1 protein-coding gene is annotated in these 326 nt (G+C 67.2%); it reads left to right on the forward strand.

The features are described 5' to 3' along the window. Positions 1 to 326, forward strand: a 326-nt coding sequence (locus tag ACQG3P_RS19015; protein ID WP_426805906.1) for a gamma carbonic anhydrase family protein, incomplete at both ends; no start/stop codon positions are given.

The raw sequence follows: 326 nt of genomic DNA on the forward strand, positions 1-326 counted from the left end.
CGTCAACCATGTGCGGATCGGCGCGCCCAGCAACATCCAGGATGGCACCATCATCCATGTCAGCCACCACAGCCCCAACAACAAGGGCGGCTACACGACCCTGATCGGAGAGGGCGTCACCGTCGGCCACGGCACCATCATCCATGCCTGCACGATCGGCGAGTACAGCCTGATCGGGATGGGGGCGTGCATCCGCGATGGCGCCACCGTGAGCCGGCACAGCTTTGTCGGCGCCGGTGCGGTGATCGGGCCGGTCAAGGTGGTGGGCGAAGGCGAGCTGTGGGTGGGCAACCCGGCCCGACCGGTGCGTACGCTCAGCGATCAGG

The sequence above is a fragment of the Stenotrophomonas sp. SrG genome (genome assembly GCF_050031795.1).
Classification (GTDB): Bacteria; Pseudomonadota; Gammaproteobacteria; order Xanthomonadales; family Xanthomonadaceae; genus Stenotrophomonas; species Stenotrophomonas rhizophila_A.